At 55.2% G+C, this 23,883-nt stretch carries 40 protein-coding genes; 32 read left to right on the plus strand and 8 right to left on the minus strand.

The window, feature by feature from the left end:
- The first annotated feature begins 10 nt into the window (after window positions 1–10).
- From rpsJ to K3556_RS02230, 4 genes are read left to right on the plus strand one after another with little or no spacing between them, the layout of a single operon-like run.
- Window positions 11–319 (plus strand): 30S ribosomal protein S10, encoded by a 309-nt coding sequence (rpsJ, locus tag K3556_RS02215; protein WP_091428130.1) that lies wholly within the window; start codon window positions 11–13, stop codon window positions 317–319.
- Window positions 320–333: 14 nt separating this feature from the next.
- Window positions 334–1,068 (plus strand): 50S ribosomal protein L3, encoded by a 735-nt coding sequence (gene rplC, locus K3556_RS02220; RefSeq protein WP_260518104.1) that lies wholly within the window; start codon window positions 334–336, stop codon window positions 1,066–1,068.
- Window positions 1,065–1,682, plus strand: coding sequence for a 50S ribosomal protein L4 (gene rplD / locus K3556_RS02225; protein ID WP_260518105.1), 618 nt, complete (start codon window positions 1,065–1,067; stop codon window positions 1,680–1,682). The genes rplC and rplD overlap by 4 nt, the downstream gene beginning before the upstream one ends.
- Window positions 1,679–1,975, plus strand: coding sequence for a 50S ribosomal protein L23 (locus K3556_RS02230; RefSeq protein WP_260518106.1), 297 nt, complete (start codon window positions 1,679–1,681; stop codon window positions 1,973–1,975). Before rplD ends, K3556_RS02230 begins: the two co-directional genes overlap by 4 nt.
- A 145-nt stretch (window positions 1,976–2,120) precedes the next feature.
- Here K3556_RS02230 and K3556_RS02235 read toward each other — a convergent pair whose 3' ends face one another.
- Entirely contained in the window at window positions 2,121–2,588 is a 468-nt protein-coding gene (locus K3556_RS02235; protein WP_260518107.1) for a MarR family winged helix-turn-helix transcriptional regulator, read from the minus strand.
- A gap of 126 nt (window positions 2,589–2,714) precedes the next feature.
- Here K3556_RS02235 and K3556_RS02240 point away from each other — a divergent pair, with 126 nt between their 5' ends.
- On the plus strand, window positions 2,715–3,161 hold the full coding sequence (locus K3556_RS02240; RefSeq protein WP_260518108.1) for a hypothetical protein: 447 nt from the start codon (window positions 2,715–2,717) through the stop codon (window positions 3,159–3,161).
- Window positions 3,162–3,432: 271 nt separating this feature from the next.
- Complete coding sequence (locus K3556_RS02245; protein ID WP_260519157.1) at window positions 3,433–4,155, plus strand: L,D-transpeptidase; 723 nt, start codon at window positions 3,433–3,435, stop codon at window positions 4,153–4,155.
- Window positions 4,156–4,172: 17 nt separating this feature from the next.
- On the opposite strand, the gene K3556_RS02250 is transcribed toward K3556_RS02245, so the two are convergent.
- Together K3556_RS02250 and K3556_RS02255 are read right to left on the minus strand one after the other, a co-directional pair.
- Window positions 4,173–4,460, minus strand: coding sequence for a hypothetical protein (locus K3556_RS02250; protein ID WP_260518109.1), 288 nt, complete (start codon window positions 4,458–4,460; stop codon window positions 4,173–4,175).
- Between the two features lie 210 nt (window positions 4,461–4,670).
- The gene (locus K3556_RS02255; protein WP_260518110.1) at window positions 4,671–5,396 is read right to left on the minus strand and encodes a PEP-CTERM sorting domain-containing protein; all 726 of its coding nucleotides are present in this window, start codon (window positions 5,394–5,396) and stop codon (window positions 4,671–4,673) included.
- Window positions 5,397–5,654: 258 nt separating this feature from the next.
- On the opposite strand from K3556_RS02255, the gene rplB reads away from it, so the two are divergent.
- From rplB to rplP, 5 genes are read left to right on the plus strand one after another with little or no spacing between them, the layout of a single operon-like run.
- Window positions 5,655–6,497: a 50S ribosomal protein L2 gene (rplB, locus tag K3556_RS02260; RefSeq protein WP_260518111.1), complete on the plus strand. Its 843-nt coding sequence runs from the start codon at window positions 5,655–5,657 to the stop codon at window positions 6,495–6,497.
- A gap of 2 nt (window positions 6,498–6,499) precedes the next feature.
- Entirely contained in the window at window positions 6,500–6,778 is a 279-nt protein-coding gene (gene rpsS, locus K3556_RS02265) for a 30S ribosomal protein S19 (RefSeq protein WP_246928015.1), read from the plus strand.
- 3 nt (window positions 6,779–6,781) lie between these two features.
- Entirely contained in the window at window positions 6,782–7,162 is a 381-nt protein-coding gene (gene rplV / locus K3556_RS02270) for a 50S ribosomal protein L22 (protein ID WP_260518112.1), read from the plus strand.
- On the plus strand, window positions 7,162–7,869 hold the full coding sequence (gene rpsC / locus K3556_RS02275) for a 30S ribosomal protein S3 (protein ID WP_260518113.1): 708 nt from the start codon (window positions 7,162–7,164) through the stop codon (window positions 7,867–7,869). Before rplV ends, rpsC begins: the two co-directional genes overlap by 1 nt.
- Before the next feature lie 13 nt (window positions 7,870–7,882).
- Window positions 7,883–8,296: a 50S ribosomal protein L16 gene (rplP, locus tag K3556_RS02280; RefSeq protein ID WP_260518114.1), complete on the plus strand. Its 414-nt coding sequence runs from the start codon at window positions 7,883–7,885 to the stop codon at window positions 8,294–8,296.
- 168 nt (window positions 8,297–8,464) lie between these two features.
- On the opposite strand, the gene K3556_RS02285 is transcribed toward rplP, so the two are convergent.
- The 4 genes from K3556_RS02285 to K3556_RS02300 form a co-directional block, all read right to left on the minus strand.
- The gene (locus K3556_RS02285) at window positions 8,465–9,352 is read right to left on the minus strand and encodes a hypothetical protein (protein WP_260518115.1); all 888 of its coding nucleotides are present in this window, start codon (window positions 9,350–9,352) and stop codon (window positions 8,465–8,467) included.
- A 115-nt stretch (window positions 9,353–9,467) separates the two neighbouring features.
- Complete coding sequence (locus tag K3556_RS02290) at window positions 9,468–10,049, minus strand: hemerythrin domain-containing protein (protein ID WP_260518116.1); 582 nt, start codon at window positions 10,047–10,049, stop codon at window positions 9,468–9,470.
- Between the two features lie 42 nt (window positions 10,050–10,091).
- On the minus strand, window positions 10,092–10,460 hold the full coding sequence (locus K3556_RS02295) for a hypothetical protein (protein ID WP_260518117.1): 369 nt from the start codon (window positions 10,458–10,460) through the stop codon (window positions 10,092–10,094).
- A 165-nt stretch (window positions 10,461–10,625) separates the two neighbouring features.
- The gene (locus K3556_RS02300) at window positions 10,626–11,249 is read right to left on the minus strand and encodes a TIGR02466 family protein (protein ID WP_260518118.1); all 624 of its coding nucleotides are present in this window, start codon (window positions 11,247–11,249) and stop codon (window positions 10,626–10,628) included.
- Window positions 11,250–11,371: 122 nt separating this feature from the next.
- Here K3556_RS02300 and K3556_RS02305 point away from each other — a divergent pair, with 122 nt between their 5' ends.
- The 12 genes from K3556_RS02305 to rpmD all read left to right on the plus strand — a co-directional run bounded on the left by K3556_RS02305 (window position 11,372) and on the right by rpmD (window position 16,348).
- Window positions 11,372–11,857, plus strand: coding sequence for a bacterioferritin (locus tag K3556_RS02305; RefSeq protein WP_260518119.1), 486 nt, complete (start codon window positions 11,372–11,374; stop codon window positions 11,855–11,857).
- 180 nt (window positions 11,858–12,037) lie between these two features.
- Window positions 12,038–12,238: a 50S ribosomal protein L29 gene (gene rpmC, locus K3556_RS02310; protein WP_247032914.1), complete on the plus strand. Its 201-nt coding sequence runs from the start codon at window positions 12,038–12,040 to the stop codon at window positions 12,236–12,238.
- A 14-nt stretch (window positions 12,239–12,252) separates the two neighbouring features.
- Window positions 12,253–12,483 (plus strand): 30S ribosomal protein S17, encoded by a 231-nt coding sequence (gene rpsQ / locus K3556_RS02315; protein WP_260518120.1) that lies wholly within the window; start codon window positions 12,253–12,255, stop codon window positions 12,481–12,483.
- Between the two features lie 84 nt (window positions 12,484–12,567).
- Window positions 12,568–12,936, plus strand: a complete 369-nt coding sequence (gene rplN, locus K3556_RS02320) for a 50S ribosomal protein L14 (protein WP_007118848.1) — start codon at window positions 12,568–12,570, stop codon at window positions 12,934–12,936.
- Window position 12,937: 1 nt separating this feature from the next.
- On the plus strand, window positions 12,938–13,243 hold the full coding sequence (gene rplX, locus K3556_RS02325; RefSeq protein ID WP_260518121.1) for a 50S ribosomal protein L24: 306 nt from the start codon (window positions 12,938–12,940) through the stop codon (window positions 13,241–13,243).
- On the plus strand, window positions 13,243–13,806 hold the full coding sequence (rplE, locus tag K3556_RS02330) for a 50S ribosomal protein L5 (protein ID WP_260518122.1): 564 nt from the start codon (window positions 13,243–13,245) through the stop codon (window positions 13,804–13,806). Before rplX ends, rplE begins: the two co-directional genes overlap by 1 nt.
- Window positions 13,807–13,825: 19 nt before the next feature.
- Window positions 13,826–14,131: a 30S ribosomal protein S14 gene (gene rpsN / locus K3556_RS02335; protein WP_260518123.1), complete on the plus strand. Its 306-nt coding sequence runs from the start codon at window positions 13,826–13,828 to the stop codon at window positions 14,129–14,131.
- A gap of 13 nt (window positions 14,132–14,144) precedes the next feature.
- Window positions 14,145–14,537: a 30S ribosomal protein S8 gene (gene rpsH / locus K3556_RS02340; protein ID WP_260518124.1), complete on the plus strand. Its 393-nt coding sequence runs from the start codon at window positions 14,145–14,147 to the stop codon at window positions 14,535–14,537.
- A 12-nt stretch (window positions 14,538–14,549) separates the two neighbouring features.
- Entirely contained in the window at window positions 14,550–15,083 is a 534-nt protein-coding gene (gene rplF / locus K3556_RS02345) for a 50S ribosomal protein L6 (protein ID WP_260518125.1), read from the plus strand.
- Between the two features lie 11 nt (window positions 15,084–15,094).
- A complete protein-coding gene (rplR, locus tag K3556_RS02350; protein WP_260518126.1) occupies window positions 15,095–15,454 on the plus strand; it encodes a 50S ribosomal protein L18 in 360 nt (119 codons plus the stop codon).
- Window positions 15,455–15,574: 120 nt separating this feature from the next.
- Entirely contained in the window at window positions 15,575–16,147 is a 573-nt protein-coding gene (gene rpsE / locus K3556_RS02355; RefSeq protein ID WP_260518127.1) for a 30S ribosomal protein S5, read from the plus strand.
- Window positions 16,148–16,159: 12 nt separating this feature from the next.
- Window positions 16,160–16,348 carry a 50S ribosomal protein L30 gene (gene rpmD / locus K3556_RS02360; RefSeq protein ID WP_248368089.1) on the plus strand — a complete coding sequence of 63 codons (189 nt, stop codon included), beginning with the start codon at window positions 16,160–16,162 and terminating at the stop codon, window positions 16,346–16,348.
- Between the two features lie 2 nt (window positions 16,349–16,350).
- On the opposite strand, the gene K3556_RS02365 is transcribed toward rpmD, so the two are convergent.
- Entirely contained in the window at window positions 16,351–17,004 is a 654-nt protein-coding gene (locus K3556_RS02365) for a hypothetical protein (RefSeq protein WP_260518128.1), read from the minus strand.
- Window positions 17,005–17,240: 236 nt separating this feature from the next.
- Here K3556_RS02365 and K3556_RS02370 point away from each other — a divergent pair, with 236 nt between their 5' ends.
- From K3556_RS02370 to rplQ, 9 genes are all read left to right on the plus strand, one after another.
- Window positions 17,241–17,384, plus strand: coding sequence for a hypothetical protein (locus tag K3556_RS02370; protein WP_260518129.1), 144 nt, complete (start codon window positions 17,241–17,243; stop codon window positions 17,382–17,384).
- 129 nt (window positions 17,385–17,513) lie between these two features.
- Window positions 17,514–18,350, plus strand: coding sequence for a DMT family transporter (locus K3556_RS02375; RefSeq protein WP_260518130.1), 837 nt, complete (start codon window positions 17,514–17,516; stop codon window positions 18,348–18,350).
- A 135-nt stretch (window positions 18,351–18,485) separates the two neighbouring features.
- A complete protein-coding gene (gene rplO, locus K3556_RS02380; protein WP_260518131.1) occupies window positions 18,486–18,956 on the plus strand; it encodes a 50S ribosomal protein L15 in 471 nt (156 codons plus the stop codon).
- A gap of 104 nt (window positions 18,957–19,060) precedes the next feature.
- Window positions 19,061–20,416, plus strand: coding sequence for a preprotein translocase subunit SecY (gene secY / locus K3556_RS02385; RefSeq protein ID WP_260518132.1), 1,356 nt, complete (start codon window positions 19,061–19,063; stop codon window positions 20,414–20,416).
- Window positions 20,413–21,057, plus strand: coding sequence for an adenylate kinase (locus K3556_RS02390; RefSeq protein ID WP_260518133.1), 645 nt, complete (start codon window positions 20,413–20,415; stop codon window positions 21,055–21,057). The genes secY and K3556_RS02390 overlap by 4 nt, the downstream gene beginning before the upstream one ends.
- A gap of 285 nt (window positions 21,058–21,342) precedes the next feature.
- Window positions 21,343–21,711 (plus strand): 30S ribosomal protein S13, encoded by a 369-nt coding sequence (gene rpsM, locus K3556_RS02395; protein ID WP_260518134.1) that lies wholly within the window; start codon window positions 21,343–21,345, stop codon window positions 21,709–21,711.
- Between the two features lie 15 nt (window positions 21,712–21,726).
- On the plus strand, window positions 21,727–22,116 hold the full coding sequence (rpsK, locus tag K3556_RS02400) for a 30S ribosomal protein S11 (protein ID WP_260518135.1): 390 nt from the start codon (window positions 21,727–21,729) through the stop codon (window positions 22,114–22,116).
- Between the two features lie 105 nt (window positions 22,117–22,221).
- The gene (locus K3556_RS02405) at window positions 22,222–23,238 is read left to right on the plus strand and encodes a DNA-directed RNA polymerase subunit alpha (RefSeq protein ID WP_260518136.1); all 1,017 of its coding nucleotides are present in this window, start codon (window positions 22,222–22,224) and stop codon (window positions 23,236–23,238) included.
- 150 nt (window positions 23,239–23,388) lie between these two features.
- Window positions 23,389–23,817 (plus strand): 50S ribosomal protein L17, encoded by a 429-nt coding sequence (gene rplQ / locus K3556_RS02410; RefSeq protein WP_260518137.1) that lies wholly within the window; start codon window positions 23,389–23,391, stop codon window positions 23,815–23,817.
- The last annotated feature ends 66 nt before the right edge of the window (window positions 23,818–23,883 follow it).

Raw genomic sequence — 23,883 nt, forward strand, 5'->3', positions numbered from 1 at the left:
GGCGAATGCTATGACAAGTCAAAACATTCGTATCCGTCTTAAGGCGTTTGACTATCGTGTGCTGGATGCCTCCACACAAGAGATCGTCAACACTGCCAAACGGACCGGTGCAAACGTTCGCGGCCCCATCCCGCTGCCGAACAAGATCGAGAAGTTCACGGTTCTCCGTGGTCCTCACGTTGACAAGAAATCCCGCGACCAGTTCGAGATCCGCACGCACAAGCGTCTGCTCGACATCGTCGACCCGACACCACAGACCGTGGACGCGCTGATGAAGCTCGACCTGGCTGCTGGCGTTGACGTTCAGATTTCGGTCTAAGGAGGGTATCACAGATGCGCTCTGGTATTATCGCAAAGAAAGTCGGCATGACCCGGCTTTTCATGGAAGACGGAAAGCAGATCCCTGTGACCGTTCTTCAAATGGACAACCTGCAGGTCGTGGCCAACCGCACCGCTGAGAAAGACGGCTATACGGCTGTTCAGCTCGGCGCTGGCGAAGCCAAGGCAAAACGCACGTCGAAGCCTATGCGCGGCTACTTTGCCGCTGCGAAAGTGGCACCGAAGCGTAAGCTTGTGGAATTCCGCGTGTCGGAAGACGCTCTGATCGCCGTTGGCGAAGAGCTGTCGGCTGAGCACTTTCTGGAAGGCCAAAAAGTTGACGTAGCCGGTACCTCGATTGGTAAAGGTTTTGCCGGTGCTATGAAGCGCCACAACTTTGGCGGCCTGCGTGCCACGCACGGTGTGTCGATCAGCCACCGTTCGCACGGTTCGACAGGTCAGTGTCAAGACCCCGGTCGCGTGTTCAAAGGCAAGAAAATGGCCGGACACATGGGTTCGGTTCGTGTGACCACGCAAAACCTGGAAGTCGTGAAGACCGATGCCGATCGTGGCTTGGTGTTCATTAAGGGCGCAGTCCCCGGCTCGAAAGGTGGCTGGGTCACCGTAAAAGACGCCGTGAAGAAAAAGCTTCCCGAGAACGTTCCGTTCCCGGCGGCGCTGAAATCGGCTGCAACTGCTGCAACGGAAGCACCTGCGGAAGAAGTAGCCGCGGAAGGTGGTGAAGCATGAAATTTGACGTAATCAAACTGGACGGCAAAAAAGCCGGTTCGGTCGAGCTGGACGAGGCCCTGTTTGGCCTTGAACCGCGCGCCGACATTCTGCACCGCGTGGTCCGCTGGCAGCGTAACAACGCACAAGCCGGTACCCACAAGGTGAAAACGCGGTCCGAGGTCAAATACTCGACCAAGAAGATCTATCGCCAAAAAGGCACCGGTGGCGCACGCCACGGCGCACGTTCGGCTCCGATCTTCCGCGGTGGTGGTGTCTATAAGGGTCCGGTTGTTCGCAGCCATGGCCACGACCTGACCAAGAAGTTCCGCAAACTGGGTCTGAAGCACGCCCTGTCCGCCAAAGCGCAAGCTGGCGAACTGGTTGTGATCGATACGGCTGACGCCAACGGCAAAACCGCTGTTCTGGCGAAGGCAGTCAAGGACCTGGGCTGGAAACGCGCTCTGGTTATCGACGGTGCAGAAGTGAACGAAATGTTCGCCAAAGCCGCTCGTAACATCGAAGGCCTGGATATCCTGCCGTCGATGGGCGCCAACGTCTATGACATCCTGAAGCGTGACACACTTGTGCTCACCAAAGCTGGTGTCGAAGCTCTGGAGGCTCGCCTGAAATGACCGATAAAGCTGCACTCTATGACGTGATCCGCAAGCCGCTTATCACTGAAAAAGCAACCATGGCGTCAGAAAATGGCGCAGTTGTTTTCGAAGTGGCTATGGAATCCAACAAGCCGCAGATCAAAGAAGCTGTTGAAACCCTGTTTGGTGTGAAGGTGAAAGCCGTCAACACCACCATCACAAAGGGTAAAGTCAAACGCTTCCGCGGCCAGTTGGGCAAGCGTAAAGACGTCAAGAAAGCCTATGTAACCCTGGAAGAGGGCAACACGATCGACGTGACCACCGGTCTCTGATCGTCAGGCTGAATTGAGAAACAGAAAAGCCCCTGCCGAACGGTGGGGGCTTTTTCATTTTTTGGGCGACTGTTTGCTTTGATCCCAGGCAACCCAAAGCTGCGGAGTGCATGAATGATGTTTGTTGGAATGTCGCACCTACAACTCAGAGGTTCTTGGGCCGTACCCTGGTGTCTTGTAGCATTGCTTTTGCCAGTTCGACAAATCGATCAACTTCATCGCGTGTAAGCGCTTCGGTGAAGTTGGCGTTCACGGCGCGCGAGCATTCCTGCATCTCCTTCGCAAGTGCCTCGCCGCGAGGCAGAACTTGCAAGACGATCGACCGCCTGTCTCTTTTATCTCGGGCTCGGGCAATCAACTCTTGAGCTTCGAGCTTGTCGAGCAGCCGTGTCACAGCAGCCCTGTCCACACCTATTGAATCGGCGATGCCTGACGGGGTCACGTGGCCACCAAACGCCATGGCAGCAAGTACGGCATACGACATGCGCGTCAATCCATGGGGTGCCAGGTGGCGACTGAACTCCGCCTCCATGGTGCGCGACAGCAGGCTAACCCAGTAGCCTAGGCTCTTGTGAATGGATGTCTTGGGGTCGGTTTCGAGGTCAGTCTCCATATCTAGTTGATATCCACAAAGATTGCCATTATCAATTAAATAGTGATTGATAGCAACAACTACCGTGACTGGGCAGATGGGCGACAGCCGAAGCTCAGTAACAGGGGGAACTGAAAGGAGAACCACGTGAAACATAGCCACAAAATCGCAACCGTTATTTGGGTACTATGGGGCATCTTGCACGCAGCAGGAGGGGCATTTCTTCTTTACAATCTCTTGGGAACTGGCGCCGCCTTTATTCTGTCACGCTTCAGCGGAACCGACGTGCCCGCCAGTTCATTTCCTGCTGAAATTTATGATATTGCCGGTGCCATCTACAGCCAGCATGCATGGAACCTGATCTGGATTGGTCTTCTGGGGATCGCCGTTGCTGTTTTGCTGAACTGGAGAAATAGCAAACTCGGTTTCTGGTTCAACCTCGCGCTCATAAGTTCCGCCGACATGGGTCAGGTCCTGTTTCTTCAGGTGCCTGGTCATATTGGATGGGTGGATGGGAGTGCCGGGCCAATTCTCTGGATATCGGGTGCGATCTTTGCCGTCCATGCGTACCTGAACAATGCCAGGACAAGCTAGGCTTCGCACCTTACAGAGCGACCCGGTCAATAGCGGGATTAAAGGCGGTTGGTTTCTGGTGGGCTGGCTGAGAGCGGACCTTGCTAGCCCAACGAAGCGATGTCTGCTCCGCCCCGCAACGATGCCATCGCATGCTTAACCAATGGGGTTATTCGGTCACGTTTTTAGGTCGCTTTACTCCGCACACCGGAAATTGACTCGCGATTCGCGCCCACATGAATAAATTGGAACGGTTCGATGATCTGCTCATCTGGAAATGAGGTTTGTAATAATGTTGACCCGACGCCATTTTGTAATCACGTCTGCCGCGATGTTTTCGGCGCCTATTGCCACACCAGTCTGGGCACAGGATACGACACCTACGCCTACACCGGCAGCTGCGCCTGCGCCGACGAAAACCAAACGGCGCCCGGTGTCAGACAGCTCAAGATGGGCGGCGTATGACGCGCAGGTGACGCCGGCAAACTACGACCCCAGCACATCAAACCCGTGGGGTCTGCATCCGCGTTTCCTTCCGAAACTCGTGCAGGCAAATTCCGGACTCAAGCCGGGTGACATTCACGTCGATGCCGTCGCGCGCTATCTTTACCACATCCGGGACAACGGCACGGCCATGCGCTATGGCGTGGCGATTGCACGTGGGAATTTGTATGAGCCGGGAAATTACACGATCCGCCGCAAGGCCAAGTGGCCAACTTGGATCCCAACCAAAGAGATGGTGGCACGTGACCCAAAGGTCTATGGACCGCTAGAGGATGGCATGGATGGTGGACCGCGCAATCCGCTGGGTTCGCGCGCGTTTTATCTGTTCCAGGGTAATCGCGATACGTATCTGCGCATCCACGGCTCGCCCGCACCACGCTCCATTGGTGGGCGTGCAAGCTCGGGCTGCGTGCGCATGGTTATGGCGCATATCATCGGGTTGTATGATCAGGTCGAAACCGGCGTCACAGCACATCTTTATCCGGCTGAAAGCATCACGGCGCGCAGCTAAGGCGCGCCGTCTGGACGTTACGCTGCCGGTGTCTCTTCACGCTTGGCGCAGATCGGCTGGCCTTTGCGATTGCGTAGGGGCAGATAGGTCGTCTCGACCGGGCCTTGATAGCGATAAACAAAACAGCCATCCGTGTTGTTGAGCCGCACATCGCTGAGGTCTTGCCCCGGCGCTGCAATCGCGCGAACGTTCTCTGGCACCGCACCCATCGCCCGCGTGTTTGTATTGCCGCTTACACCTTCCGAGCTGACGCAGGCCGACAGTGAAACCACAACCGCACTAGACAGAATACTCAACTTCTTCATCGCAAATGTCCCCATAGACTTCTTTTGGGGAGGATGGGGGATTTTGGTGCAGAGGGGAAGGGGGTTGTTGAGCGTCGCCGCGTTTGTGCTCTGTTTACGAGTAGCGGCTAAGGGATAGATGGCAGTTGCTTTTATTTGGGAAATTCGTAACAAAAACAGAAACGGCCAATGCTACACACTGGCCGTTTCAGGTTTTTTCTATTAGCTAGGTTATGCGGCGTTTTCACGCTTCCGCCGCCATCCTGCAAATCCCAAAAGGGCCAACGCGCCGCCCATCAAGGGCAAGGCAGCCGGAACAGGAACTGCTGCGACATGGATGTTATCCAAACCGATATATTGGTCGCCTGACCCAGCCAAAGAGTTGAAAACAACGCTGCTGAGGCCAGTCCAATCCAAATTGTAAGTCGAAAAACCACCCAGTGCCAAAATCACTGAAGTCGCTCCGCCTCCGGTCATATAGCCATCGATTTGCACAGATGTGGATGGTTCGAACCACCCCCCTATATCTAGGCTAGCAAGGCTGAAGGATCGGCCATCGACCCGCGACATTGTCAGGGTGCTTAGTCCTGCAAAGTTATCGAAGCCAAAAAATGTCGAGCCGCTGTCGCCGCCGCCATAATTATTGGCGAAATGCGTGTGATTGGTCGAGGAGTCGAACAAGTACCCCATCGATGTTACATCGCCCAAGGTCACTGGCGTTGCACCTGAGACCGCTGGTGTTTCTTCAAAGTCGATTACAGCTGCACTGGCTGCCCCAACCGCGAGACCATATAAAAGTCCGGCAATAAGTAATTTACGTTTCATAAAAGGTATCCCCCTCCAGAATGTTGTTGTGAAATAGGTAATCGTGATAAAAATGGTTAACGTGAAACCTAGATTACACCAATATGGCGAAAAAACCAAGATTAGAGCACTTTTCACCTTAAAGAAGAGCAAATTTCACCTTTAAGGGAAAAAATGATCTTTTGATGCGCGAACTGAGTGCATGGTATGTTCTCAGTGCTTGGCTGGCCTTGAAGCCTGATAGCGAAGTCCTTTGCGCCCACTAGACACCCCTAACCTTCCCTGATACATCCCCCCAATCGCGTGGCCTCGGATTCGTTCTGGGGCCTCTTGATATTTGAAATTTGGGGACCTTCGGGGCCCTTCACACACAGGCAGGTGACTGCCTCAAAGCAACGGAAGACAGAAAGCATGGCACTCAAGTCGTATAAACCGACGACGCCAGGCCAGCGTGGGCTGGTTCTGATCGACCGTTCGGAGCTTTGGAAAGGTCGCCCGGTTAAGTCCCTGACAGAGGGTCTTACGAAATCGGGTGGTCGGAACAATACCGGACGGATCACGTCGCGCCGCCGTGGTGGTGGTGCAAAGCGTCTCTATCGTATCGTGGACTTCAAACGGAACAAGTTTGACGTCGCCGCAACAGTTGAGCGGATCGAATACGACCCCAACCGCACAGCCTTCATCGCACTCGTGAAATACGAAGACGGCGAACAGGCTTACATTCTGGCCCCGCAGCGTTTGGCTGTTGGCGACCAGATCATCGCATCGGCCAAGGCCGACGTGAAACCCGGTAACGCGATGCCCTTCTCGGGCATGCCGATTGGTACCATCGTCCACAACATCGAGATGAAACCGGGCAAAGGCGGCCAGATCGCCCGTGCAGCCGGCACATATGCTCAGTTTGTTGGTCGTGATGGTGGTTACGCCCAGATCCGTCTGAGCTCGGGTGAACTGCGCCTTGTGCGTCAGGAATGCATGGCCACCGTTGGTGCCGTGTCGAACCCCGACAACTCGAACCAGAACTACGGTAAAGCCGGTCGTATGCGTCACAAAGGCATCCGCCCCAGCGTTCGTGGTGTTGTCATGAACCCGATCGACCACCCCCATGGTGGTGGTGAAGGCCGGACCTCGGGTGGTCGTCACCCGGTTACCCCGTGGGGCAAGCCGACCAAGGGTGCGCGCACCCGCAACAAGAACAAGGCGTCGTCGAAGCTGATCGTCCGCTCGCGTCACGCCAAGAAGAAGGGTCGCTAAATATGGCACGCTCTGTCTGGAAAGGCCCTTTTGTTGACGCTTACGTCCTCAAAAAAGCCGAGAAAACCCGCGAGTCGGGTAAAAACGAGGTCATCAAGATCTGGTCGCGTCGTTCGACCATTCTGCCCCAGTTCGTGGGTCTGACCTTTGGCGTCTATAACGGCCACAAGCACATCCCTGTGAATGTGACCGAAGACATGATTGGCCAAAAGTTCGGTGAATATTCTCCGACACGGACCTACTATGGTCACGCGGCTGATAAAAAAGCGAAGAGGAAGTAAGCCATGGGTAAGGATAAAAATCCCCGCCGCGTGGCCGATAACGAAGCTATGGCGAAAACCCGTATGCTCCGTACGTCCCCGCAGAAACTGAACTTGGTTGCTGGAATGATCCGCGGCAAGAAGGTTGAAAAGGCCCTTACGGACCTGACCTTCTCGAACAAGCGTATCGCTCAGGACGTGAAGAAATGTCTTCAGTCTGCCATCGCAAATGCCGAGAACAACCACAACCTGGACGTCGATGAACTGATCGTCGCCGAGGCTTATGTCGGTAAAAACCTGACCATGAAACGCGGTCGCCCTCGTGCCCGTGGTCGTTTCGGCAAAATCATCAAGCCGTTCTCGGAACTCACCATCAAGGTGCGTCAAGTTGAGGAGCAAGCGTAATGGGTCAGAAGGTTAATCCAATTGGCATGCGTCTTCAGGTCAACCGCACCTGGGACAGCCGCTGGTACGCAGACACGAAAGATTACGGCGATCTTCTTATGGAAGACCTGAAAATTCGTGACTTCATCAAAACCGAATGCAAGCAGGCTGGTATCAGCCGTGTGATCATCGAACGTCCGCACAAAAAGTGCCGCGTGACGATCCACACAGCGCGCCCCGGTGTGATCATTGGCAAGAAAGGTGCAGACATTGAAACTCTGCGCAAGAAAATCGCCAAGATCACTGACTCGGAACTGCACCTCAACATCGTTGAAGTTCGCAAGCCCGAGCTGGACGCTGCCCTGGTTGCAGAATCCATCGCTCAGCAACTTGAGCGCCGTGTGTCCTTCCGTCGTGCCATGAAGCGCGGCGTGCAGAACGCAATGCGTATGGGTGCCCTTGGCATCCGTGTGAATGTTGCTGGTCGTCTTGGTGGTGCTGAAATCGCCCGTACCGAATGGTATCGCGAAGGCCGTGTGCCGCTGCACACCCTGCGCGCTGACATCGACTACGCCCACGCCGAAGCAATGACGCCTTACGGCATCATCGGCATCAAAACCTGGATCTTCAAAGGCGAAATCATGGAGCACGATCCTGCTGCTCGTGATCGTCGTCAAGCGGAACTCCAGGAAGGTCCCGCGCCCCGTGGCGCTGGCGGCCGTCGTTAAGGAGGGCTGAGACATGCTTCAACCAAAGCGTACAAAATTCCGCAAGATGCACAAAGGCCGGATCAAGGGTGAGGCCAAAGGCGGCTCTGACCTGAACTTCGGTTCTTACGGTCTTAAAGCTCTCGAGCCTGAGCGTGTGACAGCACGCCAGATCGAAGCTGCACGTCGTGCCATGACGCGTCATATGAAACGTCAGGGTCGTGTTTGGATTCGCATCTTCCCTGACACCCCGGTAACTGCCAAACCCATCGAAGTTCGTATGGGTAAAGGTAAAGGTTCCGTGGACCGTTGGACCTGCAAAGTGAAGCCGGGCCGCGTGATGTTCGAGATCGACGGCGTCAATGACGACGTCGCACGCGAGGCCCTGCGCCTTGCTGCGATGAAACTGCCGATCAAATCACGCGTCGTCCTTCGCGAGGACTGGTAAGCTTCAATTTGCCGTTGGCAAACTGAAGCAACGCGGTGTAGCGAATTTCCGAAGGAAACTCGCGGGCCGCACCCTGGTAGAGAAAAAGAAGCCCCCGTCGAGAAATCGGCGGGGGTTTTGTGTCTTGCTTGCAGCAGGCATCGCCTTGCCGAAGAACTAAGATGAAGCTCAAACGAATATGGCGATGGGCAGGATGTGGATAGCTGGCCCTTCCAGTTCGTGATCACCTTCTGGTACCGTGAAATCGCCCGATTGCAGTAGGCTATCACTCATTTCCTTCATGGCATCTATAAAAACTGGGAGCTTCGAAACTGGAGTTTTGCGAAGTAAGCTAAGTGGCGCGTCGTTAGATGTGATCGCTCGGCTTACCTTGCCGAGTATTTTGTATTCGCCGTCGATCAAGTTGGCCATCTGGGCGTCATCTAGATATCTTTGATCAACGGTGATAATCGTTTTGGTCCCATCGCCAAGCTCTGAAAATAGATCAATGGTATTACCCTGTGTTAGACTTTCCCGGACTGCGTTCATCTGATTAAGCAGTTCTTTGACTTCCTTTTGTTTCGACGTGGCTATTTTTTTGTTCCCGACTTCTTGGCTCGCAAATTGCATAGCAAGCGGCAGAATCCCTAGCATCGTATCCATTAATTCAATGAAAGGATTGCGCTTCAAGATCACGGTGATTTCGATTAACTCGCCAGCTTTTGGCAGGTGTGTTTGGTCGCGTTCATATGCGGAAAGAAGGTCCGCTTCGCGTAACTCCTGCCGCAGCGATTGCAGCATAGAAGCGGGTGTATGAACACGTTCTTGCGTTGATGTCTGTTCGTTCCCGGTGCTTTTGGAGTTCCCCCTTCGCGCGGAAAGGTCGATCTTCAGCAGGGGCGTAAGCATGCTGCCCAAACCTATGTTCCCTTGTGCCTCACCTGATGAACTCGCTTTTGAACTACTTGTTTCGGTGACAGAGGTGACGGTCGATAATCCATCCTTGAGCATGGCCAAAAGGTCAAAGACGTAGTTCTGATTAAGATAGATAGGAATGATCGGGCTAAGCTTTTCCATGAAATTCTCTACTGTGAAATCTAAGGGACTTGTTTGCTCCATTATCTACCAAAGATAGAAAATGCTGTGAAGTCTCAGCCTGGTATTGTTTAGATTTTTAGTGGTTGAAGGTTCGTTACAACCCAACCCCCAAAACCCCAATCGCCTCTTCCAACTGCGTTTCTTCATACCCGAAATGCGAGCGCACCACGGTTTCCAACTGCCGGAACACCGCGCGGGCCTCGTTGAATTTCTCTTGGTCCACTTCGAACATCAGCGCCATTGCGGCACGTTCCAGACGGACCAGCAGTTCGTGCACGACTTTATGTTCCTCCATCAGCCGCGCAACGACCGCACGCAGGGCGTCGTTGCCGTTCTGGGCCAGTTGGGGGAACAGGCTGAATTCCTCGGCGTCGTGGTGGTAGGTCAGCACTTTACATTCCCGTCCGCAGAGCGACCCGAATTGCCGGACATTCTGCGCGAACTCAGCCGAGGACAGAGCGTCTGTCAGATCACTGCCTGATGCCTCGCCCGCCTCGATCTGATCCAACACGATGCCGATCCGGCCCACATCGTTCAGGTGCATCCTATGGATCGCCGCCAGCCGTCGTCCCATACGCCGATCCGCATCGGTTGCCTTGGGCATTGCGGGCATTTCCGGGCGCGTGCCAAACTCGACCGTCAGGTCGGCAAGGGGTGTGTCGCTAAGTGGGTTCATTGTGTCCTCATTCGTGCCGCGGACAACAATGCCCGGGGACCCTTAGCGCAGCAACTCATCCATCAACCCGATCACCTCTAGCACTTTGAACGTGGTGGGATCGGCGCGATAAATCATTTCGCCCACACGATAATAGCGATAGTTCGGGTCGAGCCGATAACGGTCATAATCAGTGAAGTGATAATGCTCATAATCGTCCAGATCATCGCCAATCCGCGGTTTCGCGTGTCCCGGTGGAATGCAGGGCGGGTTCTTTTTGGCCAGTCCGGGCGGGCACCACTTTGTGGCTACGCCCTTGTGGTTCGCGTTGCCTTTTACCTTACCATGGCCCTTGCCGTTTCCGGCAAGACTTGCCGTCGCCATCAATGGGACCATAACAAGGACCAGAGCGACCTTCGTGATGGTTTTCATCATTCTCTCCATGCGTTCGGTGAGGCGGTCCTTAAAAACGGTCCGCCATCTTTCAGCTTACAATCGGAGTGAAATTGCGCGGGACTGGATTGATATACAATATCACGCGCCAGCCCGCTAACACGGGTTGCGGTTTTCCGCCGTAGAAGGCTCCGATGAACGCGCCTAATCGCCCCACTTATAGTTAAAGCTCACCGACAGGCGTTCTTCGTCGCCGGTGTTTTGCATCACCTCGTGGCGCAACCAACTTTCCCACAACAGAACGTCGCCCTCGGCGGGGCGTTTGGTGATGAAGCTTTTCAGCTCCTCACGCGCGTTTTTGCGACGCGGGGGCGCAGCCATCATCATGGCGTGGCGCGGGTCTTCATAGCGCAGCGCCCCCGCGCCTTCGGGCAGGGCCAGATATGTGGTGCCAGAGATCACCGAATGCGGATGGATATGGGCCGAGTGGTATCCTCCGGGCGGTAGGATGTTGATCCAAATATCCTCAAGCTCCAGCTTGCGATCATCCAGATTGAACTCCAGATCTTCGGCAAAGGCGGCAACATGCTTGTCCAGCGCGTCCACCACATCCTTGAAGATCGGAAAGCGCCACGGCAGGTCGGTCAGGGACGCGTAAGAGGTATAGCCGGGATAGCCCTCGGCCTCGCACCATTCCTGCCCCGCCTCGTCATCCTCGGCGATGGAATAGCAGCTGTCATAAAGCTCATCCTGGCTGACCTTGGGGTCAAACTCGGACAGTTGAGCGTGGTAAAGGCGGGTCACGAAGAGGGAAGATATATTGGGCATGGGGCAGGGATAGCGCACTTGTAAAAAAGGGGCGAGCCTTAATGCGACAAATTTGCACTCTAGTTGAAGGCACATCGCGGACACTTATGTAATTTAGGAACACAGAAAAAAAGGAATTCGACATGACCAATGCCGCGATTTGTAAGCACCTGAATACCGCGCTCCAAATGGAAATGACGGCAGCGCACCAGTATCAACTACACGCACATGTGCTTGAAGATTGGGGGCTGGACAAACTGGCACAAACCATGCGCGGCGAATTTGAAGAAGAGCTGGTCCACTCCGGTCGATTCATGGCGCGAATTCTGGAGTTGGGGGGAGAGCCCGAAGTTGCCTTTGCGGCCACGCCCAAAGTGTCCAAGACGCTCAAAGAGATGTTTGAGTCAGATCTGAAAGACGAAAAAGAGGCCATCGTTTTCTATACGCAAGCCTCCAAGGCGGCCTATAAGGCAGACGATCTTGCGTCGAAAGCCTTGTTTGAAGAGATTGCAATTGATGAGGTTGGCCACCGCGGCTGGCTTGAACTTCAACTCAGCTTGATCGAGCGGATCGGTGAACAGCGGTATGCTTCCAAATTTGTTGGCGACATCACCCAAGACGAAGCATAGGAGCATCTAAAGAAAACAGTTGCTTTCCTGTTGCCATGCGGTCTGGGGTCACCTATAGACGCACATCTCGCGGATTCCCGGCAACGGGATTCGTGTGTATTGCATATAACCCACCAGATTTAGGGTGACCTGCCAGCAACGACGGGTAGAGCTCTCTGGTGCAAGGAAAGGAATAGGCGAATGAACGCCAAGGAACTGCGTGATCAGTCTCCTGACCAGCTGCGCGAAAAGCTGGCAGAGCTGAAAAAAGAGGCTTTCAACCTGCGTTTCCAGCAGGCCACTGGTGCCATCGAAAACACAGCCCGTATGCGTACAGTACGTCGCGACGCCGCGCGCGTTAAAACCGTATTGAACGAACAAGCCCGCGCTGCAGCTGAGTAAGAGGAGCCAGTAGAATGCCCAAACGTATCCTGTCAGGCACTGTAACCAGCGCCGCCAACGAACAAACAGTCACCGTATCCGTAGAGCGTCGCTTTACGCACCCGGTTCTGAAGAAAACCATCCGTAAGTCCAAGAAGTACCGGGCTCACGATGAAAAGAATGCCTATAAGGCAGGCGACACCGTCCGCATCATCGAATGCGCGCCGAAGTCGAAAACCAAGCGTTGGGAAGTTCTGGAAGGCTAAGTTTTGCCTTCCCGGACGACTTAACAAGTCGAAACCCTGGGGGTTCCGCCAAGCATCGGCGCCCCAAAGGTCGGGAGAAACCACATGATCCAGATGCAAACAAATCTGGATGTAGCTGACAACAGCGGCGCGCGCCGTGTTCAGTGCATCAAGGTTCTGGGTGGTTCCAAGCGTAAGTACGCATCCGTCGGCGACATCATTGTCGTCTCGGTTAAGGAAGCCATTCCGCGCGGTCGCGTTAAGAAAGGTGATGTCCGTAAGGCCGTCGTCGTTCGCACCGCCAAAGAAGTCCGTCGTGATGACGGCACTGCCATCCGGTTTGACCGCAACGCAGCGGTTATTCTGAACAACAACAACGAGCCTGTTGGGACCCGTATCTTCGGCCCGGTTGTTCGCGAACTTCGCGCGAAGAACTTCATGAAGATCATCTCGCTGGCTCCGGAGGTGCTGTAAGATGGCTGCTAAGTTGAAAAAAGGCGACAAGGTTGTCGTTCTGGCCGGCAAAGACAAGGGTAAGCAGGGCGAGATCTCGTCGGTTGACCCGAAAGCTGGCAAAGCCGTTGTTGACGGCGTGAACGTTTCGATCCGCCACACCCGTCAAAGCCAGACCAGCCAAGGTGGCCGCATCCCGAAAGCGATGCCGATCCAACTGTCGAACCTGGCTCTGCTGGATAAGAACGGCAAAGCAACGCGCGTTGGCTTCCGCGAGGAAGACGGCAAAAAAGTGCGTTTCGCCAAAACCACAGGGGAGACTGTCTGATGCTTGATACTGCAAACTACACCCCCCGCCTGAAAGCTCTTTACAAGGACAGCATTCGTGCCTCCATGAAAGAGGAATTCGGTTACAAGAACGACATGCAGATCCCGCGTCTGGATAAAATCGTTCTGAACATCGGTTGTGGTGCTGAAGCCGTTCGTGACTCGAAGAAAGCCAAGTCGGCTGTTGCTGACCTGTCTGTGATCGCTGGCCAACAGGCTCTGACGACCAAAGCCAAGAAATCCATCGCTGGTTTCCGTGTTCGCGAGGACATGCCGCTGGGTGCGAAAGTGACCCTGCGCGGTGACAGGATGTATGAATTTCTGGACCGTCTGATCACCATTGCGATGCCCCGTATCCGCGACTTCCGCGGCGTTCCGGGCACGTCTTTTGACGGCCGTGGCAACTATGCCATGGGTCTGAAAGAGCACATCGTGTTCCCGGAAATCGACTTTGATAAAGTTGATGAAAACTGGGGCATGGACATCGTGATTGCCACCACCGCGAAAACCGACGCGGAAGCAAAGAGCATGCTGAAGCATTTCAACATGCCCTTTAACAGCTGATCCGCGGGAAGGAATAGACATGGCTAAAAAAGCAATGATCGAACGCGAGAAGAAGCGTCAGAAGCTGGTGGAAAAATACGCCGCCAAGCGTGCTGCGCTGAAAGAGATCGCAAACGACGAGAGTAAGACGATGGAAGAGCGTTTCACCGCCCGCCTGAAGCTTGCAAAACTGCCGCGCAACAGCTCGGCGACCCGGCTGCACAACCGTTGCCAGCTGACCGGTCGTCCGCATGCTTACTATCGTAAGCTCAAAGTGTCGCGGATCGCGCTGCGGGAACTTGGCTCGAATGGCCAAATCCCCGGCCTGGTGAAATCAAGCTGGTAAGGGAGAGATAGATATGAACGATCCTATCGGCGATATGCTCACCCGTATCCGCAACTCGCAAATGCGCGGCAAGTCGGTTGTTTCGACACCGGCCTCCAAACTGCGCGCTTGGGTTTTGGATGTCCTTCTTGATGAAGGTTACATCCGCGGCTACGAAAATGGCACTGACGAGCGTGGGCATCCCACACTCGAAATCAGCCTCAAATACTACGACGGTGTTCCGGTTATCCGCGAACTGAAGCGGGTTTCGACCCCTGGCCGTCGCGTCTATATGGGCGTGAAAGACATTGCACAGGTCCGTCAGGGCCTTGGCGTTTCTATTGTCTCGACCCCCAAAGGCGTCATGTCCGATGCAAACGCTCGCAACCAGAATGTTGGTGGCGAAGTGCTTTGCACCGTATTCTAAGGAGGCTCTTGAATGTCTCGTATTGGTAAAAAACCGGTCGAGCTGCCCGCTGGCGTAACTGTTACGCAATCGGGTCAGTCCGTCGAAGTTAAGGGGCCGAAAGGTGTCCTGAACTTCACCGCAACCGATGATGTCACCATCACCGTTGAGGACAATCAGGTTAACGTTGCGCCGCGTGGCAAGTCCAAGCGCGCCCGTCAGCAGTGGGGCATGAGCCGCACGATGGTTGCCAACATGGTCACCGGTGTTTCTGACGGTTTCAAGAAAGAGCTGGAAATCAACGGTGTTGGTTACCGGGCCCAAATGCAGGGCAATGTTCTGAAACTGAACCTCGGCCTGTCGCATGACGTCGACTATGTTGCTCCGGAGGGCGTCACTGTGACCGCTCCGAAGCAAACTGAAATCGTCGTTGAAGGCATCGATCCACAACTCGTCGGTCAAGTCGCGGCCAACATCCGCGCTTGGCGCAAGCCCGAGCCCTATAAAGGCAAAGGCATCAAATACAAAGACGAGTATATCTTCCGCAAGGAAGGTAAGAAGAAGTAAGGACCAGACAGATGGCAAACAGCAAACGGACCCTGTTCCTCAAGCGCCGCCTGCGCGTCCGGAACAGCCTGCGCAAGCACAACGTAGGCAAGATGCGCCTGTCGGTGCATCGCTCAAACAAGAACATCAGCGCTCAGCTGATCGACGATGTGAATGGCGTCACCCTAGCTTCGGCTTCTTCCCTCGAGAAGGATCTGGGCGTGGTTGGCAAAAACAACATCGACGCAGCCACCAAAGTGGGTGCAGCGATCGCAGAACGTGCCAAGAAAGCCGGTGTCGAAGTATGCTATTTCGACCGCGGCGGCTTCCTGTTCCACGGCAAAGTGAAGGCTCTGGCCGAAGCTGCGCGTGAAGGCGGCCTGAAGTTCTAAGAACCCTGCGGAGGGCGGTTGCGCCCTCCCGATGATCCGGGGGCCATGTGCCACGTCATGTGGCCCACCTGGATTGAAGTTTTACGGCGCCAAGCAGCGCCACCATGAAAGGATTGCCTGATGGCAGAACGTGACAACCGCCGGGGAAACCGTCGTGACCGCGACGAGACACCCGAATTTGCAGATCGCCTGGTCGCGATCAACCGCGTTTCCAAAACCGTAAAAGGTGGTAAGCGCTTTGGCTTCGCCGCACTTGTCGTTGTTGGTGACCAAAAAGGCCGTGTTGGCTTCGGTAAAGGTAAAGCGAAAGAGGTCCCCGAGGCCATCCGCAAAGCCACCGAGCAAGCCAAGCGCCAAATGATCCGCGTGCCGCTGCGCGAAGGCCGCACCCTGCACCACGACATCGAAGGTCGTCATGGCGCTGGTAAAGTGGTCATGCGCACAGCACCAGAAGGTACTGGTATTATTGCCGGTGGTCCGATGCGTGCCGTGTTCGAAATGCTGGGCGTCAAAGACGTGGTGTCCAAGTCCTTGGGTTCCGCAAACCCATACAACATGATCCGCGCCACCATCGACGGGCTGCAAAAAGAAGCCAGCCCCCGCATGATCGCCCAACGTCGCGGCAAGAAAGTCGCCGACATCCTGGGTGCAAAATCTGAAGCTCCGGCAGATGCCGAAGCTGCAGACGCGTAAGGAGACTGATCCATGGCTAAAACCATCGTCGTCAAGCAGGTCGGTTCGCCGATCCGCCGCCCCGCCAAACAGCGTCAAACGCTGATCGGCCTGGGCCTGAACAAGATGCACAAAACCCGCGAACTCGAAGACACCCCCGCCGTCCGTGGCATGGTCTCGTCGATCTCGCATATGGTAGAGATCATCGAAGAGAAGGGCTGAAGTCAGCCACCTTCTTGAAGATTTGAAGCACCCCGGTCGGAAATGGCTGGGGTGTTTTGTTTTTGGAACCTTGATCGAAGCTTTGATGTGCATTTATCAAGTATGCGTCCGGCTTCGGTGTCGTAACTTTCCAACTCTTTCCCGAGTTCCAGATTCTGAAACCGAGACAGTGATTGCAGTTTGTTTGGTTCTCTTTTCGATTGGCAAAGTACTATCTTCGAATAGCTGATTTCACCTCTAACAACATAGCAGCTTTTAGCTCCTTGCATGTGATTGGGGTGGCCAGCAACGAGATGTCTAGTTTCTCTTAACCTGTACCATGCAGGGTAATCTGCTTTCCTCTGACACGGTTCGCGATTGTTGAAGAGTGAGAAGTTTAGCTCTCTCAATGCGTCTTGATCAATTAGGAGAGTTTGAAGAATGCCAATAAGCTCAAGATAGGCGAGATTTGTCGAGCGAGAAAAACCGCGTTTTCGGTGCACTAACAACGCCTCCCCGCTGTCTTGAAGAAGGCTCATTGCTATACAGTAAGCAGAATAGCTGTCGTCGCTATCAAACCCCATGTTTCGGTGTTCTGCGACTACTGTCCGATTTCCGTCGAACAGTCTGTACAGGTCGTCCCGTTTCTTTACGAAATTGTAGGTGGTTGTGTTCATCTCGTTTCTCCGATTGGAAGCAGTAGAAGTAACTTAGATGCGCTGTTTTTCGGTGCCTATGCACGTTGTTCGCTTCACGCCCACCCAGGATCGAGCGCCGCTCTTTGTAGAGGGCACGTGACAACCCCAACCCATGCACTCCCCGCAACCCAGCCTTTCTCAATCAGCTATGGTCGCCAACGCAAACCCCTCATATGAGGGCGCAAACACCATATTCCCTTTTTAGGACCACTGACATGAACGCCATCGTAAGCCCCGTCACCCCTTTGGCAAACGCCATCGCCGAGGTGATCATTGCTGCTCTATCCGCGACCCGTCGCTTCCTGTCGTCGGATCCCATACCGACCCGGACCGAGTATTTGCGCGGCCGCAACAAGTAAGCCAGCCCCACATCGCATGACGAACCCCGGCTGCAACGCTGGGGTTTTTCGTTTCGGGATGGCGCGAAGGTGATTGGCAGGGTGGTACCCGCGGCGGTATGGCTGGGACACCTCGAAAAGGCCGATGACTTGAGACTTCTTGCCCTGACCACTCTGACCATGGTGGCTTTTGCCGCCAACTCGCTTCTGAACCGGGCGGGGCTTGCGGGTGAACATATCGGCCCCGCCAGTTTCGCGCTTGTGCGGGTGATCGCTGGCGCGTTGGTGCTTTGGGTGCTGATCGCGGTGAACGCGAAAGGGCTTCCGCAGCGGCGCAAGGTTGATTGGACTGCCGTCCTGTCCCTTGTTGTCTATCTGGTCGGGTTTTCCTTTGCCTATCTGGCCTTGGATGCCGGGCTTGGTGCGCTGATCCTATTCGCCGTGGTGCAGGTCACCATGTTCGCCGGCGCTGTTCTGGCGCAGGAAGTGTTGCCGACCAGACGCTGGACCGGGATGGCGGTGTCTCTGGTGGGTTTGACCATTCTGGTGTGGCCGTCCGGTGGCACGCGTATGGATCCAACTGCAATCGTTCTGATGGTTCTGGCCGCAGTGGGGTGGGGCGTCTATTCACTGGTTGGTCGGCGCGCTGCTGCTCCGCTGACGGCCACCGCCTGGAATTTTGTCTATGCTGCGCCTTTCGTGTTGGTGGCAAGCCTGCCCTTTGTGGCCGCTGAAAACGCGTCAGCCATCGGGGTCGTGCTGGCCGTAACCTCTGGCGCGCTGACGTCGGGATTGGGGTATGCGCTCTGGTATCGCGTGTTGCCACAGCTCGGGGCTAGCACCGGCGCGCTTGTGCAGCTTTCGGTTCCTGTGATTGCCATGCTGGCAGGGGTGCTGCTGCTAGGAGAGGTCCTGAGCCTCCGCGCGCTTCTTGCCTCAGCACTGGTTCTGGGCGGGATTGCCATCGGTCTTCTGCCCCGCAGATAGCAAGGACAGGCTTGCACGACAGGCGGCTTGGGTCTATACGCCCCCGGTGGCGTCTCGCGTCACAGAATCAAAACCAAGAAAAGCCGTGTTTGGCCCCTTCCGCTTCATGGGTCAGTTCCGGCAAGGAGAAGCGAAATGAAACTGAATGAACTGCGCGACAATCCTGGCGCAACAAAACCCCGCAAACGCATTGGTCGTGGTCCGGGTTCCGGCACCGGTAAAATGGGTGGCCGTGGTATCAAAGGTCAGAAATCCCGTTCAGGTGTGGCGATCAAAGGTTACGAAGGCGGCCAAATGCCTTTGTACCAACGTCTGCCCAAGCGCGGATTTAGCAAGCCGAACCGTAAAAAATTCGCTGTTATCAATCTGGGCCTGATCCAGAAATTCATCGACGAGAAAAAGCTCGACGCAAAAGACATCACCGAAGACACATTGGTTGCTTCGGGTCTTGTTCGTCGCAAGCTGGACGGTATTCGGGTGCTGGCAAAGGGCGAATTGTCCGCCAAAGCCACGATCACCGTAACCGGCGCGTCGAAATCGGCTGTTGAAGCTGTCGAAAAAGCTGGCGGTAAATTGACCGTCGCTGCTCCGGCTGCAGCTGAATAAGACCTTGTGAGGGGCGTCGCTGCCCCTTACATATCTTGCTATGTTTTCAAGCGCCGCCGGAGCCGGGAACGGTCCGGCGGTGTTTTACTTGAATAGGGGGCCTTATGGCATCTGCAGCAGAACAAATGGCCGCAAACATGAGCTGGGGCGCCTTCGGTAAGGCGACCGAGCTGCGTCAGCGGATCTTCTTCACGATCGGGCTTCTGATCATTTATCGCCTTGGCACGTATATTCCCATTCCGGGGATCGACGGTGCCGCGCTCCGCGAGTTTATGGAGCAAGCCCAGTCCGGCATCGCGGGTGTGCTTGGCATGTTCACCGGCGGCGCGCTGAGCCGGATGGGTGTTTTCGCGCTTGGGATCATGCCGTACATCTCGGCCTCGATCATTGTGCAGCTTCTAAGCTCCATGTGGGAGCCCTTGAAGCAGCTGAAGAAAGAAGGCGAGCAAGGCCGCAAAAAGATCAACCAATATACCCGTTATGGCACGGTTCTGCTTGCCACGGGGCAGGCTTTCGCGCTGGCAAACAGCCTGCAAGCTGGTGATTTGGTCACAAACCCCGGTAGCTTTTTCATCGCCGCCTGTGTGATCACTCTCGTCGGCGGCACTATGTTCCTGATGTGGCTGGGTGAGCAGATCACTGCACGTGGCATCGGCAACGGTATCTCACTGATCATCTTCGTTGGTATTGTCGCCGAGATCCCCGCTGCTATGGCACAGTTCTTGGCTTCGGGCCGTTCTGGCGCAATCAGCCCTGCCGTCATCATCGGTGTTCTGGTGATGATCGTTGCTGTCATCGCCTTCGTTGTGTTCATGGAACGCGCATTGCGCAAGATCCACATTCAGTATCCGCGTCGCCAAGTGGGCATGAAGGTCTATGACGGTGGCTCCAGCCACCTGCCGATCAAAGTGAACCCTGCCGGGGTTATTCCTGCGATCTTCGCGTCTGCGCTTCTGCTGCTGCCGACGACGATCTCAACCTTCTCTTCTGGTCAGGCTGGACCGGTCATGTCGACCATCCTTGCCTATTTCGGACCCGGCCAACCGCTTTATCTGTTGTTCTTTACGGCGATGATCGTGTTCTTCACCTTCTTCTACACCAAAGAAGTTGCGTTTAAGACGGACGAGGTTGCCGACAACCTGAAGAACCAAAACGGGTTTGTGCCCGGCATTCGCCCCGGAAAGAAAACCGCTGAATATCTGGATTACGTGGTGACACGCCTTCTGGTTCTTGGTTCGGGTTATTTGGCCGCTGTGTGTCTGTTGCCAGAAATCCTGCGCAGTCAGCTGGCTATTCCGTTCTATTTTGGCGGCACATCGGTATTGATCGTCGTTTCTGTGACGATGGATACGATCCAGCAGGTGCAATCTCACCTTCTGGCCCACCAATATGAGGGTCTGATTGAGAAGTCGCAGCTTCGCGGCAAGAAACGTGCCAAGAAAGGACCCGCGCGTAGATGAATATTATTCTGCTTGGACCGCCGGGAGCCGGCAAAGGAACGCAAGCCCGTTTGCTCGTTGAAGAGCGTGGCATGATCCAACTTTCGACAGGTGACATGCTGCGCGATGCGCGATCATCCGGCACCGAGATGGGCAACAAGGTTGCAGCGATCATGGATGCGGGCGAGCTTGTCACGGACGAGATCGTTATTGGCCTGATCGAAGAAAAGCTGGAAGGCGATAACGGTGGTGGGTTTATCTTTGACGGCTTCCCCCGAACTTTGGCCCAAGCAGATGCACTAGGTAATCTTCTGGACAAGCACAGTGCCAAGCTGGACGCTGTTGTTGAAATGCGTGTGGATGACGAAGCTTTGGTGTCTCGGATCACTGCACGTTCGACCTGCGGCAACTGTGGTGAAGGTTACAACGACATTTCGAAGCCGATTCCCGCAGACGGGAAATGCTCGAACTGTGGCGGCACCGAATTCAAGCGCCGCGCAGATGACAACGAAGAAAGCCTTCGGACCCGTCTTATGGAGTACTATAAGAAGACCTCGCCCCTGATTGGTTACTATTATGCCAAGGGCGATCTTCAGTCTGTGAACGGGCTGGGAGAGATCGACGAGGTCAAGGCCGAGATTGCTGGCGTCTTGGATACCTGATCCGGCCTGATCGATAAACTTCAAGCGCCGTTCATCCGTTCCGACGCTTGTTCTTTTCGGGATTGCGTGCCGGATATCCTGACCTAGTCGCCAAGATGGGTTGACGCCCGCGGCATTCCCTTCTAAGTCACCCCATCCCTAACGGGAATCGGCGGTTTGTCCGGGGTCGCTCCCTAACACCGCCAGACCAGAAATTCAGCGCGGCCCGCAGGAATAATCCGGCGGGCTTCCGTTGTGAAAAAAGGTTCCGGCGTTACGGAACCGCAACGAAAAGGAAAGTGACACGTGGCACGTATTGCCGGCGTAAACATCCCGACCCATAAACGGGTCCCGATCGCCCTGACATATATCACCGGAATTGGTCATACTTCGGCCAAAGCCATCTGCGAAGCTGTGAAAATCGACCCGTCCCGTCGTGTAAACGAACTGTCGGACGCCGAAGTTCTTGCGATCCGCGAGCACATCGACGCGACGTTCACCGTAGAAGGTGACCTGCGTCGCGAAGTGCAGATGAACATCAAGCGCCTGATGGATCTGGGGGCCTATCGTGGTCTGCGTCATCGCCGCAACCTTCCCGTACGCGGTCAGCGTACTCACACCAACGCTCGTACTCGCAAAGGCCCTGCAAAGGCCATTGCTGGTAAGAAGAAATAAGGGAGGGTTTGACCAATGGCTCGCGATAAGACTCGTACGAAGAAAAAAGAGCGCAAGAACATCGCCTCCGGCGTTGCTCACGTGAACTCTTCTTTCAACAATACAAAAATCCTGATTTCTGACGTTCAAGGCAACGCAATTGCCTGGTCGTCGGCTGGCACCATGGGCTTCAAAGGTTCGCGCAAGTCGACGCCTTATGCTGCCCAGATGGCCGCAGAGGACGCAGGCAAGAAAGCTCAGGAACACGGCGTCAAGACGCTGGAAGTCGAAGTTCAAGGCCCCGGTTCGGGTCGTGAATCGGCTCTGCGCGCGCTGGCTGCTGTCGGTTTCAACATCACCTCGATCCGTGACGTGACTCCGATTGCACATAACGGCTGCCGCCCCCCGAAGCGCCGCCGCGTTTAATTAGATTTTTCGCCGGGCTGCGGTTGTCGCAGCCCGGTTTCCGTCATTTTAACCTCGGGCGTCCTGCCCTTTGGACATGGGGACAGGACAAGTATGGAGGGACGCATGATCCATAAAAATTGGGCAGAACTGATCAAGCCGACTCAGCTGGACGTAAAGCCGGGCAATGACCCAGCGCGTCAAGCGACCGTGATCGCCGAACCGCTGGAACGCGGCTTTGGTCTGACTTTGGGCAACGCCCTGCGCCGCGTGCTGATGAGCTCGCTGCAAGGTGCCGCTATCACGTCGGTTCAGATTGACAACGTTCTGCATGAATTCAGCAGCGTGGCAGGTGTGCGTGAAGACGTCACCGACATCGTTCTGAACCTCAAAGGTGTTGCAATCAACATGGAAGTCGAAGGCCCCAAGCGCCTGTCGATTTCGGCCAAAGGCCCCATGGTTGTGACAGCTGGCGACATCTCGGAAACCGCAGGCATCGAGATCCTGAACAAGGATCACGTGATCTGTCACCTGGATGACGGCGCGGACCTGTTCATGGAGCTGACTGTTAACACCGGAAAAGGCTATGTCGCGTCTGACAAGAACAAGCCGGAAGATGCGCCAATTGGCCTGATCCCGGTTGATGCGATCTATTCGCCGGTCAAGAAAGTTAGCTACGACGTTCAACCAACCCGTGAAGGTCAGGTTCTGGACTATGACAAGCTGACACTGAAGTTGGAAACCGACGGTTCGGTCACCCCGGAAGACGCCGTGGCTTTTGCCGCGCGCATCGTTCAGGACCAGCTGTCGATCTTCGTGAACTTCGACGAGCCGGAAGCCGCTGGGCGTCAGGACGAAGATGATGGTCTTGAGTTCAACCCGCTTCTCTTGAAGAAAGTGGACGAGCTGGAACTGTCTGTGCGTTCGGCAAACTGCCTGAAGAACGACAACATCGTTTACATTGGCGATCTGATCCAGAAAACCGAAGCCGAGATGCTGCGCACCCCGAACTTCGGCCGCAAGTCGCTGAACGAGATCAAAGAAGTGCTTTCGGGCATGGGTCTGCACCTAGGCATGGATGTCGAAGAGTGGCCGCCTGAGAACATCGAAGAGCTCGCTAAGAAATTCGAAGATCAATTCTGATCATCGGCGGGGGCCGGATTTCTGGCCCCCTCAATGCCCGCCTGATGCGGGGAACATCTGGGCAATCCTGCCCCAAGGAGAGGGACCGACACGCATCGGTTCTCGGACAAAGCACCGCTCGTTCAAGAGCACCAAAGAAGGATTAAGAAAATGCGTCACGCTCGTGGTTACCGCCGCCTGAATCGCACCCATGAACACCGCAAAGCGATGTTCGCCAACATGGCGGGTTCGCTGATCGAACATGAACAGATCAAAACGACCCTGCCGAAAGCCAAAGAACTGCGCCCGATCATCGAAAAGATGATCACGCTGGCCAAACGTGGTGATATTCACGCCCGTCGCCAAGCTGCGTCGCGTCTGAAGCAAGACCAGCATGTTGCCAAACTTTTTGACGTGCTTGGCCCGCGCTTTGCTGAACGTCAGGGTGGATACGTCCGCGTTCTGAAAGCCGGCTTCCGCTATGGTGACATGGCACCGATGGCAATCATCGAATTCGTCGACCGCGACGCAGACGCCAAAGGCGCTGCTGACCGTGCCCGTCTGGAAGCTGAAGAAGCTGCCGACGCTGCCGTCGAATAAAAATTGACCGACATTCGGTCAGAATTGACCCCGCGCGATTTGCGCGGGGTTTTTTTGTCGGCGGAG

It is taken from the genome of Aliiroseovarius sp. M344, assembly GCF_025140835.1.
Classification (GTDB): Bacteria; Pseudomonadota; Alphaproteobacteria; order Rhodobacterales; family Rhodobacteraceae; genus Aliiroseovarius.